Below are 13,996 nucleotides of genomic sequence, written 5' to 3' on the forward strand. Positions count from 1 at the left end.
CCCTCTGTCCACGTTGGTAGGAAGCTCACGCGCTACCCGTCAACACCCGCCCTGCTTCTTCTGCTCGGCGACCTTCTCCGCCATGCCGTCGTTGGGCACGGCGTATTCCAGGACGAGGTCCAGGTCCTGGCACGACTGGGCGGTCTTGAAGGCCTTGAGGGCGCGCGTGGAGCACCGGCCCACCTCCGAGTTGAGGTCCGTGTTGCCCGCGTAGAAGCTGAAGCCCAGCTTCCAGATGCGGCAGGCCCGGCGCCCGTCGCCGCGCTCGTCCCAGTACTTGCCGCGGGTGATGGCCTTGGCGGCCATGTCCTGCTGGATGTTGCGGCGGTAGAAGGACGGACGCGACTCGAACAGGTTGTCCATCAGCCGCTTGTCCACGTCCAGCGCCTCATGGAGCGCCTCGGCGGCCTTCTCCACGTCCTCGCTCTGCAGGTGGCCCTGGCCGATCTTGAAGAGCTGATCCACGTTGTTCACGTCCGCGATCATCTTGTCCGCGTCCGCGTGGTACTGGGCCATCTCGTAGTTGTTGCGCAGCCGCTGCAGCGTGGCGACGGCCTCGTTGCCGCGTCCACCCCAGTAGTCCAGCATCGCCTCGGACATGTACTTGTTGGGGTAGCGCTGCTTGAAGGCCTCCTCCACCACCTTGCGAGGATTGGGCGCCGCGTCGTCATCCATGAAGATGTCCGACACGGGGCAGTGCCAGGGCTCGGCGGTGGGATCCAACTTCTGCCGGGCGTTGAGGAAGTCCACGTAGAGCTTGTTCTTCGGCCGCCACTCGGTGCGGCCCAGGCGCCGGCGCGAGTCGATCACCAGGGTGAAGCCGATGGGCGGCTCCAGCTCCTCGCGCGACATCTTCTGGCAGGCGAAGCCCATGTAGCGCTCGCACCGGGGCACCGCCGCGCTCCACTGGGAGTCGCGCACGTAGCGCTTGCAGTCGTCCTCGGAGCGCTTCATCACCTGGAGCACCGCCTCCTGCACCTTGGGCTTGGCCCGGCGGAAGTAGGTGCTCTCCTTGGGAATCTTCTTGAAGAGATCCAGCGCCTCCTCGTCCTTGCCGCGCTGGAGCGACTTGATGCCCTGGGCGAACTGCTCCGAGGCATCCTTCTCCAGCGTGATGCGCTTCATGAGGGAGACGGCCTCGGAGTTGATGGGATCGAGGTTGAGCACCTTCGAACAGGCCGTCTGCGCCCTGCCCCAATCCGGCTCGCCGCCCATCTCCATGGAGGAGTAGGAACGGCACTGGCTGAGCAACTCCTGGATCTGCTCGGTGGGATCCGCGGCGGGCGAGCCCTGGGCGGCCAGGGCCCCCGAGCCACCCTCCTCCGAGCCCCCCGTGGTGCTCTTGATGATTCCCGCCACCAGCAGCACGCCCACCACGCTGGCGGCCACGATGAGCAACCGCTTGCGCGAGGCCGCCGCGGGCGCCACTTCCGAGCCCGCCGCCTCGGCGCGCGAGGCGCGGCCCTTCCTGGCCGGCGCGGAGCCGGTGCGCTCGACCACCACCTCCACCATGCCGAAGGTGATGACGTCACCGGGCCGCAAATCCATGGGCTCCTGGGGAGCCACCCGCTCGCCATTGAGCAGCGTGCCGTTGGCACTGCCCAGGTCGCGCAGCACCGGCCCGTCCGGGCCGAGCTCCACCTCGGCATGCCGGCGGCTCACCGAGTCGTCGTCGAGCAGCACCGTGGCGGGCGCCTGCCGGCCCACGACGAGCTTGCTCTGGAGCGGGTACTTCTGGTTGGCCCAGGGACCGGTGAGGCCCTTGAGAACGAACCCGCCCTCGTCCTCCTTCTCCCCATCCGCGCGGTCCTCGGGGGGAGGCACCACGGCGGACGGAGGGCGCCTGGCGAGCGCCGAGGGAGGCCGCTTTCCGGCGGGGATGGAGCGGGTGGGCGCCGGCCTCGCGCCTCCGGGCGCCGCGCCCGCCTCACCCGCGGGCTTCGCGCTCCGGCGCACCCCGGCGGGCCGGGCGGGTGCCTTGAGCCGCAGGGCATAGTCGCCCAGCACCACCTCCGACGTGGGCGTGAGCGCCGTGGGGCCGGTGATGCGCTGGCCATCCACGAAGGTGCCATTGGCACTCCCCACGTCCTCCACCCTCACCTCGCCGTCTTCCTCGAAGAAGCGGGCGTGGCGGCGCGACACTCCGCCCTCGGCGAGGATCAAATCGTTGGTGCCTTCCTGGCGGCCGACCCTCAGCTCGCCAGTCAGTTCCTGCTCACTCTCGCTGCCGTCGGGATGACGGATGACCAGGGTAGGCATGACGGGGTCAGTCCTCGCGGAAGATGCTCATGTTGACGGGGATGCCCTTGCGCTGCAGGTCATCGTAGAACTTGGGCACGAAGCCGCTGGCCACGTAGCGGCCACGCACCTTGCCCTCGTCCGTGAAGCCTTCCTGCTTGTAATAGAAGATGTCCTGGAGGGTGACGATGTCCACCTCCATGCCGGCGATCTCCGTGATGAAGCAGATCTTGCGCGTGCCGTCGGAGAAGCGCGTCTGCTGCACGATGATGTGCACGGCGCTGGCGATCTGCTCGCGGATGGCCTTCACCGGCAGCTCCATGCCGCTCATCAGCACCATCGTCTCCAGCCGGGCGATGGCGTCGCGCGGCGTGTTGGCGTGCAGCGTGGTGAGCGAGCCGTCGTGGCCCGTGTTCATCGCCTGGAGCATGTCCAGCGTCTCGCCCGCGCGGCACTCGCCCACCACGATGCGGTCGGGCCGCATGCGCAGGCAGTTCTTCACCAGATCGCGAATGGTGATGGCGCCCTTGCCTTCCAGGTTGGGCGGACGGCTCTCCAGCTGCACCCAGTGATCCTGCGGCAGTTGCAGCTCGGCGGCGTCCTCCACCGTGACGATGCGCTCGTCCTCGGGGATGAAGGAGCTGATGATGTTGAGCGTCGTCGTCTTGCCCGAGCCCGTGCCGCCGGAGATGACGATGTTCTTGCGCGCCTTGACGCACATCTCCAGGAACTCGGCCATCTGCGCCGTGACGGTCTTGAACTTGATGAGATCCTGGATCTTCAGCGAGTCCTTCTTGAACTTGCGGATGGTGATGCAGGGGCCCTTGAGCGCCAGCGGCGGGATGATGGCGTTGACGCGGCTGCCGTCCTTGAGGCGCGCGTCCACCAGGGGGCTGGACTCGTCGATGCGCCGGCCGATGGGCGCGACAATGCGCTCGATGACCCCGAGCACCGCCTGGTTCGAGCTGAACGTCTTCTCGCTCAGCACGAGCTTGCCCTTGCGCTCGATGTAGATCTGGTTGGCGTGGTTGACCATGATCTCGCTGATCTCATCCGACGCGAGGAACGCCTCGAGGGGCCCCAGGCCCAGCGCCTCGTTGATGACGTCGGTGAGCAGATCCTCGCGGTCCACCTCGGGAGGCAGCTCTCCGTCCGCCTCCATCTGATCGATGATGTCGCTGATGGCCTTCTCGGTGCGCCGCCACAGCTCGTCGTCCCCGAGCCGGTCCATGTCCATGCGGCGCAGGTCGAGGTACTCGATGAGCCGGTCGTGGATCTCCTTCTGCAGCCGGGTATAGGCCTCCACCCGGGGATCCACCCGCTTCCTGTTCTTGGCGAGCGCCGAGGCGAGCGAGGCGGGCATGCGCGCGTTGGCTTCCTGCGCGGGCGGCTCCTCCTCGTAGGGCTCCTCCTCGACGGGCTCCTCGTCGTAGTACTCCTCCTCGGGAGGCGCCGTGCGCGTCTGGGAGGCCTCCAGCTCGAGCGCCTCCACGTTGAGGATGTAGTCGCCGATGGAGATCTGATCGGTCGGCTTGACCACCTGCGGCCCGGCGATCTTCTTGCCGTTCACGAAGGTGCCGTTCGTGGACTTCATGTCCACGACGATGAACTTGCCGTCCTTGGCAATGATCTTCGAGTGGTACTTGGAGACATTGCCCTTGGCGAGACGGATGTCGTTGCCATCCAGGCGACCGATGGTGATCTCGTTCTTCTCGAACTCGATCTGCTCGGTGCCGCCACCCTTCTCCTCGAGCGTAATCAGAAACATGGGCGCGGATGCTACCAAGCGTCCCCGTGCGGCACCAAGGGGACATGACGCGCCGCCACGCGCCCGCCCGCCCCCCTGAACGCGCCGAGGCCGGGCTCCCCTCCCTCGCGGAGGATGGAGACCGGCCTCGGGCCGCCCGGACAGCGGGCGGGGAGCCTCGACGGGCAGCTCAGTCGAAGATGTTGAAGGTGACCTCGGAGCGCGCCTGCTTGTAGCGGCTCTTCACGTCCTCGATGAGGGTGTGGATCTTGTCCGAGTCGGGCGTGACGATGCGCGGGGTCACGAAGATGACGAGCTCGCGCTTGGTGGAGTCGAACGCGCGGTTCTTGAAGATCTCCCCGATGATGGGGATGTGGCCCAGGCCCGGCAGCTTGCTGACGGCCTTCTGCTCGTCGTGGCTGAACACGCCGGACAGGACGATCGTCTCGCCGTGGCGCACGGTGACGTTCGTCTTCACCTTGCGGGTGCGGAAGCCGGGGATGGCCGCCGAGCCACCGATGGAGACGGCCACCGAGGTGTCCAGCTCGCTCGCCTCCGCCTCGATCTCCGTCTGGATGTTGCCGTTGCTGTCCGCGGTGGGGCGCAGGTTGAGGATGACGCCGTAGGGCTTGTACTCCACGGAGAACTGGTTCTGGGTGATGAGGGGGATGGGCACCTCGCCGCCCGCGAGGAACTCGGCCTTCTCGCCGCTGGCGCACACCAGCTTGGGCTGGGCCAGGAGCCGGCCGTAGCCGTCATTGCCCTGGAAGCCCACGGCGAACTCCGCGCCGGCCGCCAGCGACGCCATGCCCGCGCCCGAGCCGAAGGAGCCCGGGAAGAGCGCCTGGTTGATGGTGGCCGTGGCGGACACGGTGCCGGCGATGTCCGTGGGGTACTTGATGCCGTAGCGGTCGCGCGAGTTGCGGCGGATCTCCACGAACTGCACCTCGGAGATGATCATCTTCTTGATGCCCACGACGAGCAGGTTCTCCACCTTCTCGCCCAGCGCCTTGACGAGCAGCTCCGCCTTCTGCATCTCCTGCTGGCTCTCCACCGAGCCCTCCAGGAAGATGGTGGAGCCCTGGGGGTTGACCTGCACGTTGCGCAGGCCCGCCTTCTGGAAGGCGGCGGTGAGGTTCTGCGCCACGAGCTTCTTGGCGTTGGGCGCCACCTTCACGAAGCTCTTCACGTTCGGGTAGAGCGCCGCCACCTCCTCGATGCGCGCGGCGTCCGCGGACGTGTACGCCTGGCCGTCCAGGAAGATGCGATCCCCCACGATGCGGATGCTGACGCCTTCAATCTCCCCGAGCAGCTTCTTGATGTCGGAGCTGACCTCGTTGGGATCCTGCTTGCGCACCGCGATGTTGTAGGTGACGCGCTGGCCGTTGCCCTTCCACACGAGCAGCGTCGTCTTGCCCTCGCCCTGGCCGAGCACCAGCACCTGGCCCGGACCGAGCGCCTTCACCTCGGCGACTCCGGGGTCGCCGATGGAGATGCGCGTCATGCCGGGGATGGAGAGCACCTTCTGGGCGCCGATGCCCAGGTTGATGAGCGAGCTGTCCTGGGCCTGCGCGCTCGCGGCGACCAGCACGGTCAACAGGAGGCCGATCATGGCGGCCTGGGTGAAGCGTCCAAGCATCGTGTGAGTTCCTTCGCGTCGCATCCGAGCTACCCCAATCTGTCGTGCTGCCACCACATGGCCCAGAAAGTCCCCAGCGCGATCGCCACGCCATACGGGATATGGCGTCGCGGCGCGTCCACCGCGCCCTCTTGCATCCATCTCACCCGCACGGCCCAACGCCGCACCAGGTCGCCCAACGTCTCCCAGACGGCGCCGTGCCACAGCAGCGTCACCACCGCCTGCAGGGCTCCCACCAGGGAGATGAAGGCCGCCGCGGCCATCACCGCGGGAAAGCCCAACACCGCGCCCACGCCCGCCATCAACTTCACATCCCCCCACCCCATGCGCCCGCGCAGCGCCGCCGGCACCAGCACCAGCGCCAATCCCGCCCCGGACACCACCCCACTCACCAGCCCCGTCTCCAGCCCACCCACCCCCTCGCTCGCCAGGCGCACGCCCAGGGCCACCACCATCAGGGGATAGGTGACGACGTCGAGGATCCGGCGGCGGAGCACGTCCGTCACCACGGAGATCACCAGCGCCATGCCCAGGACGATCCACAGCGCGATGTGAGAAGGCGTCATCGAAGGCGGGCCGCCTCCCCCGGGGGGATGGGAGGAGGCGGCCAACTAAACCAGGGAAGACCGTCATCCGTCAATCAGGCAACGGCCCAACTTCCTGAAAAGACAGCGCTCCTGGTGATTCTCCGGAGCTTCTTCCGGTGCGTCTACTGATAGGTGAGCCGGACGCGCTCGCTGCAGATGAAGTACTCGTCGCCGTCCTCGACCTTGCGGCGCTTGATGCGCTGCTTGTTGAACCAGGTGCCGTTGGACGAGCCCAGGTCCTCGATGAAGAAGTCGTCGCCCTCGCGGACGATGACGGCGTGCTCGCGCGACACCTTGCCGGAGTTGATGACCAGGTCGCAGTGCTTGCCGCGGCCGATCACGAAGCGCTCCTTGGTGATGCTCTGCGGCTCGGCGTTGTCCATGGACAGCAAGAGCCCGCCCACCGCCTGGTCCATGGGCTCGTCCTCGGGCGGCGCCTCGTCCTCGGGCAGCGGCTCGTCCTCGGGCAGCGGCTCGTCCTCGGGCAGGCCCAGATCCGAGTCGTGCTCGTCGGCCAGGGGCTCCTCGTCCAGCTCCTCGCGAGGCTCGTTGCTCTTGCCCTTGATGAGGCGCTCGAGCTCGGCGGCGGTCTCCAGCACGCGCTCGGCCACCTCGCGGCGGGCCGGATCGTTGTCCAGGGTGTTGGCCGAGGGGCGCTCCTCGATGCGGGGGGAGGCCCGCTGCGGGGCGGGCGCCGGCAGCGGCGTGTCCTCGCGGGGCGGCGGCTGGGGCGTCTTGGCGCCGCCTCCGCTCACCGGCTGCAACACGGGCGGAGCGGACCGGGCGGCGGCCGGGGCGGAGGGCCGCGCGGCGGCCGTGGCCGGGGCGGCGGAGGCCATCTCGGCGGGCGCCTCGGAGCGGCTCGGGCGCACCTCGAGGAAGCCATTGAGACGCGCGAACATGAACAACGCTTGATTGATGAGCGCGTCGCGGTCCGAGCCCATCTGCTGGGCCATGTCTTCGTAGGTCTCCCACAGGTGGTCGGCGATGCCGACCTTGCGGGCAGGACGGGAATTCTGGTCAATCATCGGTTTGACTCACTCATCCAGGAGCGCCGGACGATAACAGAGCGTTCCCGGGACGCGAAATCAGCGGAAGGGCACCAAGGACAGGTTGTTCGCCGCTCCGGCGACGACGGTGGACAGGTTCATCTGCAGGATGGCGTTGGCGGAGGGATAGACGATGTAGGCGAAGTCCGTGCCCCCCACCCTCGCCCTCACCACGGGACCAGGCAGGCGGAAGCCGCGGAGCGCATCGTAGTTCACGAGGTCCACCGAGAGGATGTACGGGAAGAAGTGGGACGCGGTGGTCACCACGAAGCTCTGATCCCGGCCCACGGGGCTCTGGCGCAGGTCGCGCGTGACCGTCAGGGACACGGCCGTGCCGGTGGCCTGCCCCGCGTAGCCCGGGGGGTGGAAGAAGAAGGTGTCGGTACGGGAGTAGGTACTGCCCGTGCCCATGCGCTGGAGGTAGTTGCCCGCGGCATCGGTGAGCACGAGCGGGCGCTCACCCCCGGCGCGGACCTCGAAGCGCGGGTAGTCCGCGCAGGCCGCCGGCAGGGCTCCCGCGGGCACCAGCCTCGCCGTGGGGGCCGCGGGCTCGCGTTGCACCTCCCCCACGAGCACGGACTCGGCACAGGCCGGCAGGGACGTGTTCTCGGGAAGCAACACGATCAGATCTCCCGGACGCACGCTCGGCCGCGCGATCCCATCCTCCAGGGCGTCGATGACGGGGACCGTGAAGGTGGTGGTGGCCGGATCGCGCTCCAACCGGGAGGCGTTGGGCAACACGCGCTCGGAGGTGAGCACGTACGCCTCGTCCCGGGTGACGCCGAACGTGCCCGCGAAGGCGATGTCCGCCCGGCGGTCGGGGGTGGAGGGATCCACGTTGTTGCCCACGACATCCAGCAGGGAGATGGTGGCGGTGGCCGTGTTCGGCGTCTCCGAGGCCAACCAGGCCGCGCCCACGTTGAGGTGGACGAGGTTCAGGGCATCGAAGAAGAGGATGGCGCCCGTGGACAGCGGCACGATTCCCAGCAGCGGAACCGCGGCCTCGCGCGTCTCGCCGCCCTGCACGCTCAGCAGGGTGTTCGTGGACAGCGACAGGCCCATGGGCAGCCCCGAGCCCGAGTTGATGGGCAGCATGGGGTAGCCGGTGAAGTCCTTGGCCAGCGCGCCCGTGGTGGAGTCCGCCGCCAGGATGCCCGACTGGCATGCGACGGCCGGAGCGGGGGCGGCGGGCTGGGTGCAGTTGGAGGGATCCAACACGCCGAAGATGCGCGCGCCCGGGGCCCGGCGCTCCGGCTGCGTGTCCTCTCCGGGCACCCGGCCGTGGGTGACGAGCTGGAGCACCTGGGCGCCTCCGAAGTCGAGCGTCGTGCGCCGCGCCTTCGTGTTCACCTCCAGGATGAAGCTCGTTCCCGGGTTGCCGGACTGGCCCCGGCGCGTGGACACCGCGAGCAGGTTGGGATCGGGCAGCACGAGCAGGGAACTCACCGCCTCGTCGGAAGCCAGCTCCAGGAGCAGCTCCGCGGTGAGGGGCGCCGGGGGGGAGGCCAGGGCCTGGGTGTCCGTGGTGAGCGAGGCACGCCACAGCCGCGCCCCGGCGGTCTCCTGGGTGGCGAAGTAGAGCGTGCTCGAGCCGCCCTCCTGCTCGGTGGCGAGCGCCGCGAAGGCCGTCACCGGCCCCGAGGACACGCCCGTCAGCAGCCGCGTGTCGAGCCGGGCCACCTCGTGCAGCTTGTCTGCGGCGGAGTCCACGACGGAGACGATGGCCGAGCCATTGCTGCGCGCGTACACATAGGAACCCGTGCGCTCATTGCCCTCGGCGTCGTAGCGCACGTCGCGCGCGAGCGCCTGGGGCCGGGGCAGCACCGGAATGGCGAGCGGCTCCAGCGGATTGGGGGCGCGCACATACCCCCGCTTCATCGCGTCCTCCGTCAGCTCGAGCACGCGCAGCTCATTGCGGTCCGTCGACGTGACGAACAGCAGATCATTGACCAGGACCAGGTCGTACGTCCCCTGAAGACCCGCGGGCAGGGCCACCGGAGCCTGCTGCGTGCACGCGCACAGCAGCACGCCCAGGCCCAGTACCAGAGACACCATGAAGCGCTTCACTGCTGCACCTCCCTGCACGTCGCGGACTGCCCCACGTCCTGACGGGCGCCGAGATAGGCCACGAGCCGCGCGTCCTGGGGACTGTCGAGGTTGGGGATGTCGATCACCGAGATGCGTCCATCGCCGAAGTTGCTGGCGAAGATCCGCGCCGAGTTGCCCTCTCGCTGCACGTCGAGGCCGAAGGGCCGGGGCGACTCGGTGCCGCGGATCTGCCCCACCGTCACCTGGGCCACGACCTGTCCCACGTCCGGGTCATAGATGGCCACCACGCCCGCGTCGCTGCAGGAGATGAGCACCAGTTCCGCCCGCCCGGCCCCTCGGGGCACCAGCTTCACTTCCGTGGGTCCGAGCGGCAGGGGCACCGAGCCCACCACCGTCAGGCGGGGCGAATCCCCTTCACTGCCCTCCACGTTGACGATCAGCAGCGAGTCCGGTCCGCGCACGGCCATGTAGAGCCGGCGGCTGGCCGCCCCCGACACCGCGGGCCTCGCCGTCAGCGCGAGCCCTCGGGAGTCGTTCGCCGCGAAGCTCAAATCCAACCCGGGGTCGAGCAGCCGCGAGGGGTTGGTCTTGTCCAGCACACGCAGCAGGAACCGGCGGGCCGCCGAGCTGCTCGTCACATACCCGTCGAACCGGCCGGAGACGAACACGTAGCGCTCGTCGACGAGCACCGAGTTGCTGCCCCCCTGGGGGAGATCCGGAATGGACAGCGAGAAGAAGTCCGACGTGGTCACCCGGGGCTCATCGCCCGGCAGGCGCACCACGTAGGACTGGAAGACGGCGCCACCCGTTGAGGCCGACCCGGCCGGAGAGTCCGCGGCGCTCAGGTGAGTCACCCACACGTCGCCCTCGGCCCCCACGTCCACGCCGAAGGGCGCGGGCGCGCGGGGCAGATCCTGCGTCTGGCCCGGAAGCTGGGTGAGCGACAGCGCGCCCTCGAGGCAGTTGTTGCCCGAGCTGCCCACGCAGGCAAGACGCGTCGGCTCCGGCACGTCGATGTAGTGGAGGAAGTCGCCGTCGGCGCGCGCCGGCACGAAGAGGCGAGGCGCCGCGTCCGTGCGCTCCCAGTAGGCCAGCTCCCCGGCATAGCTCTGGATGTAGACCAGGGATTCGGACGGCACGTTGAGCTGCTCGATCGTCACCACGGGGGCGGCGGGATTGGCGCCCGACTCGCTCAGCAGCGGCAGCCGGTTGCCCTCCGTGCCCACGCGATCCAGATCGACCGCCATGACGGTGCCTTGATCGAAGCACCGGTCGAAGTTGGCGCTCGACACGTAGAGGATGCCCCGCGTGGAACCGGCCACGGAGCGGTAATGGATGCCGCTCGGGTAGACGAAGCGATCCGTGGGCGGGGGTCGCGGCTCGACTTCGGAGCACGCGACGAGGAAGAGCGCGAGGCTGGGGAGGAGGATGCGCATGTCGGAAGGGGGGCGGAGTGTAGGAACCCCCCTCCCTTCGAGCAACTACAAAGGGGCCGGCCTATTCCGGCCCCTCGGGGCGGGTGGGCCCCGAGTGGGCCCGGGGTGGGCCCCTCCTCCCCTGCCCGGCGGCCGTCAGGCCTCGGACTGGATCTTCGAGAAGTCGGCCACCTGGTTGAACAGCGTGCCGACCTCGGTGAGCAGCCGGATGCGGTTCTCGCGCAGGTCGCGGTCCTCGGCCATCACCATGACCTTGTCGAAGAAGGTGTCCACGGTGGGCTTGAGGCCGGTGATCTCCTGGAGGGCTCCGGAGAAGTCATCGGCCTTGACCCGATCACCCACGCGGGTGCGCGCCTGGACGAAGGCCGAGTGGAGCTGGCGCTCGGCGTCGTCAGTGAAGCGCTGGGAGTCCACGCCGCCGCGGCTCACGTCCTTGCCCTGCTTCTCGACGATGTTGACCACGCGCTTGAAGGCCACCGCCAGGGGGGCGAAGTCCGCCTGCCCCACGATGCTGGCGAGCGCCTGGAGGCGCTTGTGGGCGGACACGAGATCGTCGTAGCCGGCGGCGAGCACCGCCTCCACCACGTCCGTGCGGTACTGCTCCGTCCACAGCGCCTTGAGGCGGCCACGGAAGAACTCGAGCACCTGCTCACGCGGGGCGGGCTCGCCGGCCTTGCGCTTGACGTTGGCGAGCTTGGGCGCGAGCTGCTCGAGCGCCGCGTCCACCGCCTGGGACAGCGAGAAGCGGTAGCCCCGATCCAGCACGATGCGGATGGTGGTGAGGCACGCGCGCCGCAGGGCGAACGGATCCGCCGCGCCGCTCGGCCCCTTGCCGATGGCGAAGATGCCGCTCAGGGTGTCCAACCGGTCGGCCAGACCCACCAGGGCTCCGGCGTCCTGGGTGGGCAGGGAGTCCTCGGCCGAGCGCGGCAGGTAGTGCTCGAAGATGGCCAGGGCCACCGCCTCCGGCTCACCGCTCGCGCGGGCGTACTCGCGGCCCATGACGCCCTGCAGCTCGGGGAACTCGCCCACCATGCCGGTGACGAGGTCCGCCTTGGACAGGGTGGCGGCGCGCTCGATGGTGGACTTGAGGGCGCCATGGCCCGTCGACTCCGCCAGCTTCACGGCCAGCGAGCGCATGCGCGCCACCTTCTCCGCGTAGCTGCCGAGCTGGCCCTGCCACACCACGCGCGCCAGCTTCTCCGTGCGCGCCTCGAGCGGCGTCTTGCGATCCTCGTCGAAGAAGAAGCGCCCGTCGGCCAGACGCGAGCGCAGCACTCGCTGGTAGCCGCGCAGGGACAGGTTCACGTCGCGCACCGGCGTGTTGGACACGGCGATGAAGCGCGGCATCAGCTTGCCGTTGGCATCCACCACGGAGAAGTAGCGCTGGTGGCTCTTCATTTCCTGCACCAGCACCTCGGGGGGCAAGTCCAGGTGCCGCTCCTCGAAGGAGCCCACCACGGGGTTGGGCAGCTCCACGAGGTTGGTCACCTGATCCACCAGGGAGTCGTCCTCCAGGAGCTTGCCACCGGCCTGCTGGGCCGCCGCGCGCACCTTCTCTAGCACCGAGGCGCGGCGCTTGGAGAAGTCCGGCACCACGTTCGCCTTCTCCAGGGCGGCCTCGTAGTCCGAGGGCCGGGCGAGCTCGATGGCCGCGGGCGACAGGAAGCGGTGGCCGTAGGTGGTGCGGCCGCTCCTCACGTCACCGAGCACCACCGGCAGCACCTCGCCACCCAGCAGCGCCACCACCCACTGCACGGGCCGCGCGAAGGCCTGGTCCACGTCGCCCCAGCGCATCGTCTTGCGGAAGCTGATGCCGTGCACCGCCGCGTGGAGGATGTCCTTGAGGATGTCCGCCGCCGGGCGGCCCTTCTCCTCCACCTTGGCGCCCAGGTATTCGCCCTTGGGCGTCTGCACGCGCAAGAGGGCGTCCACCGCCACCTTCTGGCTCTCGGCGAACTTCTCCGCCGCCTTGGTGGGCTTGCCGTCCTTGTCGAAGGCCGCCTTGACGCTGGGGCCGAGCACCTCGCGGGTGATGTCCTCGCCCCGCTCCGCCACGCCCTTCACCCACACCGCGAGCCGGCGCGGCGTGCCGTAGGTGCGCACCTCGCCGAGCTGGAGCCGGGCCTCGGCGGCGCGCTCGGTGATGATGCGCTTGAGATCCTCCAGCGCGGGGAGGATGAACGAGGCGGGAATCTCCTCGGCGCCGATCTCCAGCAACAGTTCACTGGCCACGGGCCACCTCCGCCTGCTCGGGCTTGTTGAGCGTCACCGTCTTCCAGTAGTCGCTGGCCGGCTTGCCCTCGAGCACCGGCGGCTGCTCGCCCACGGTCCAGGGCGTCTTGAGCAGCGGGTAGCCGAGCTTCTCACGCATCTTCAGGTAACCCTCGGCGCACAGGCGCGCGTTGTCGCGCACGCGCTTGATGAAGTTGGCGCGCTCGGTCACCGAGATGGCGCCGCGCGCGTCCAGCAGGTTGAAGGCGTGCGAGCACTTGAGCGCGTAGTCATACGCGGGCAGCGGCAGCTCGCGCTCGATGAGGCGCTTGCACTCCTTCTCGTAGGAGTCGAAGAGCGCGAAGAGCATCTGCGCGTCCGACTCCTGGAGCGCGTAGCGGCTCATCTCCACCTCGTTCGGGTGGAAGACCTCGCGGTACTTCACGCCCTTGACCCACTCGATGTCGTAGACGTTCTCGACGTTCTGCAGGTACATGGTCAGCCGCTCGAGGCCGTATGTGAGCTCCGCCGCCACGGGCTTGCACTCGAAGCCGCCGCACTGCTGGAAGTAGGTGAACTGGGTGACTTCCATGCCGTCACACCACACCTCCCAGCCCAGGCCCCAGGCGCCCAGCGTGGGGGACTCCCAGTCGTCCTCGACGAAGCGGATGTCGTGGTCGAGCGGATCCATGCCGATGGCGCGCAGCGAGTCCAGGTAGAGCTGCTGGACGTTCTTGGGCGCGGGCTTGAGGATGACCTGGAACTGGTGGTGCTGGAACAGGCGGTTGGGGTTCTCGCCGAAGCGGCCATCGGCGGGACGCCGCGAGGGCTGCACGTAGGCCACGTTCCAGGGCTCGGGGCCCAGGGCACGGAGGAAGGTGGACGGGTGCATGGTGCCCGCGCCCACCTCGAGATCATAGGGCTGGTTGATGATGCAACCCTGCTTGGCCCAGTGGTTCTGGAGCGTGAGGATCAAATCCTGGAAGTACATGGCGCCGCGGACCCTAGTGATGGGGTCCAGGAGCGTCAAGAACGGC

Annotated in this window: 9 protein-coding genes; all 9 read right to left on the reverse strand. The window is 68.8% G+C overall.

Features of this window, described 5'->3' with window-relative positions; genetic code table 11:
• Positions 1–39: 39 nt before the first annotated feature.
• The 9 genes from F0U63_RS30855 to glyQ all read right to left on the reverse strand — a co-directional run bounded on the left by F0U63_RS30855 (position 40) and on the right by glyQ (position 13,950).
• Positions 40–2,259, reverse strand: coding sequence for an FHA domain-containing protein (locus tag F0U63_RS30855; RefSeq protein ID WP_395835311.1), 2,220 nt, complete (start codon positions 2,257–2,259; stop codon positions 40–42).
• A gap of 7 nt (positions 2,260–2,266) precedes the next feature.
• The gene (locus F0U63_RS30860; RefSeq protein ID WP_395835313.1) at positions 2,267–4,006 is read right to left on the reverse strand and encodes an ATPase, T2SS/T4P/T4SS family; all 1,740 of its coding nucleotides are present in this window, start codon (positions 4,004–4,006) and stop codon (positions 2,267–2,269) included.
• Positions 4,007–4,175: 169 nt separating this feature from the next.
• Complete coding sequence (locus tag F0U63_RS30865) at positions 4,176–5,624, reverse strand: type II and III secretion system protein family protein (RefSeq protein WP_395835315.1); 1,449 nt, start codon at positions 5,622–5,624, stop codon at positions 4,176–4,178.
• Positions 5,625–5,653: 29 nt separating this feature from the next.
• A complete protein-coding gene (locus F0U63_RS30870) occupies positions 5,654–6,190 on the reverse strand; it encodes a prepilin peptidase (protein WP_395835317.1) in 537 nt (178 codons plus the stop codon).
• A gap of 143 nt (positions 6,191–6,333) precedes the next feature.
• Positions 6,334–7,239 (reverse strand): FHA domain-containing protein, encoded by a 906-nt coding sequence (locus F0U63_RS30875; protein WP_395835319.1) that lies wholly within the window; start codon positions 7,237–7,239, stop codon positions 6,334–6,336.
• A gap of 60 nt (positions 7,240–7,299) precedes the next feature.
• Positions 7,300–9,315, reverse strand: a complete 2,016-nt coding sequence (locus tag F0U63_RS30880; RefSeq protein ID WP_395835321.1) for a hypothetical protein — start codon at positions 9,313–9,315, stop codon at positions 7,300–7,302.
• Positions 9,316–9,323: 8 nt separating this feature from the next.
• On the reverse strand, positions 9,324–10,745 hold the full coding sequence (locus F0U63_RS30885; RefSeq protein WP_395835323.1) for a YncE family protein: 1,422 nt from the start codon (positions 10,743–10,745) through the stop codon (positions 9,324–9,326).
• 135 nt (positions 10,746–10,880) lie between these two features.
• On the reverse strand, positions 10,881–12,980 hold the full coding sequence (gene glyS / locus F0U63_RS30890) for a glycine--tRNA ligase subunit beta (protein ID WP_395835325.1): 2,100 nt from the start codon (positions 12,978–12,980) through the stop codon (positions 10,881–10,883).
• Complete coding sequence (glyQ, locus tag F0U63_RS30895; protein WP_395835327.1) at positions 12,970–13,950, reverse strand: glycine--tRNA ligase subunit alpha; 981 nt, start codon at positions 13,948–13,950, stop codon at positions 12,970–12,972. Before glyQ ends, glyS begins: the two co-directional genes overlap by 11 nt.
• Between the last annotated feature and the right edge of the window lie 46 nt (positions 13,951–13,996).

Origin of the sequence: Cystobacter fuscus (assembly GCF_044360685.1) — a bacterium.
GTDB lineage: Bacteria > Myxococcota > Myxococcia > Myxococcales > Myxococcaceae > Cystobacter > Cystobacter fuscus_C.